Here is a 1,349-nt window from a genome sequence, read left to right as displayed (position 1 = left end):
CGCGAGGGTGCGCCGCGCGATGCCCGTCGCCACGTCGGGCGTGAGGTGTCCCCAGGCGCGCCCGGCGGGCAGCTCCACGAGGGTGGGCGCGAAACGGTGTCCGCCGAAGTGGCCGTTGCGCCACACGTCCGCCTCCGGGAGGCGGTCGCGCAGCTCGGAGAAGAGGGGGTAGCCGAGCTTGCCGCAGGCGGCGTCCACGCGGCCGTGCGTGCAGACGTGCAGGTCCAGGGTCGCGTCGGGCGGGGCGGGAGCGTCCTCCGGGAGCACGCGGTCCCCGAGGAGGGCGTCCTCCATGAGGTCGAGCAGGCCGTCCTCGTCGGTGTCGTGGTCGGTGCGGACGTACGCGGCGAAGCGCCGCGCGGGTCGTGCGTAGTGCGTGACGCGCCGTACACGGTCGCCCGCCTCGTCGGTGGCGGTGAGCAGCAGGCCGTGCCCGACGCCCGTGGCTTTCGTGCGTTCGGCGACGCGGGTCATGAGGTCCCGTCGGCGCGGGCTCCACGCGTCGGGGTCGCGGAATCGGTCCCAGGCGGCGAGGCTCAGCTCGACGCGGAAGGCGTGGTCCCAGCGTCCGGCGGACCCGATGGGGTCCTCGCCGGATCGTCGGGAGTCGTGGGCGCAGAGGTCGAGGGCTCGGTCCTGGGTCATAATTCCGACCAACTTGGTCGAAATTAAGGCTAGGGGGTGGAGCGAAGGAACGTCAAGGGGACACTTGTCACGAGGCGCGCCCGCCGTGTTCTGGTCACTCGCTCCGCTCGTTCGGGAGGCAGGCAAAGCCTGCCTCCCTCTAGACCATCTTTCCGTCCACGTAGCACCACGCCCAGTCCTCCCCGCGCTCCAGCGAACGCATCACCGGGTGACCCGTGGCGTGGTGGTGCGCCGTCGCGTGCTTTCCCACGCTGCTGTCGCAGCAGCCCACGTGCCCGCAGTTGAGGCACACCCGCAGGTGCACCCAGCCGGTCCCGTCGCGAAGGCACTCCTCGCAGCCGTCCGTGCGCGGCACGACCGTCCGCGTGGTCGCCGCGTGCGCGCAGGTGGTCCCCTGGAGCTGCGCCGCCGTGAGCCCGACCGGCGTGAGGTCCACGAAGCGCGTGGAGCGCGCGGACGCCTCGGCCTGAAGGTGCGCCGTCAGCTCCGAGCGGGGCCGATCCGCGCCGAGCGCCTCCGCGAGCAACCCGAGGGCCAGCTCTCTCTCCTCCGTCACGACGAAGCTCGCGCCCGACGCGTGCAGGTCGTCCTCGTGGCCGTCCTCGGCGCGCGCCACGACCCGCAGGTCCGGGTAGTTCGCGCGCGCGACGGACACGACGCGGCCCGCCATCTCCGCCTCGTCGTCGGGCACGAGCAGCAGCCGC

2 protein-coding genes are annotated in these 1,349 nt (G+C 73.2%); both read right to left on the bottom strand.

The window, feature by feature from the left end; genetic code table 11:
• The coding region (locus DEIPI_RS28545) for a sucrase ferredoxin (RefSeq protein WP_045233755.1) at window positions 1-645 on the bottom strand (645 nt) is incomplete at its 3' end.
• Between the two features lie 139 nt (window positions 646-784).
• Window positions 785-1,349 (bottom strand): ubiquitin carboxyl-terminal hydrolase 14 (locus tag DEIPI_RS40845; RefSeq protein ID WP_211238242.1); only part of this gene is annotated, 565 nt, incomplete at its 5' end.

The sequence above is a fragment of the Deinococcus pimensis DSM 21231 genome (genome assembly GCF_000519345.1).
GTDB lineage: Bacteria > Deinococcota > Deinococci > Deinococcales > Deinococcaceae > Deinococcus_A > Deinococcus_A pimensis.
The sequence above is the reverse complement of the archived record's forward strand: the minus strand, read 5'-3'. Positions and strand labels throughout refer to the sequence as shown.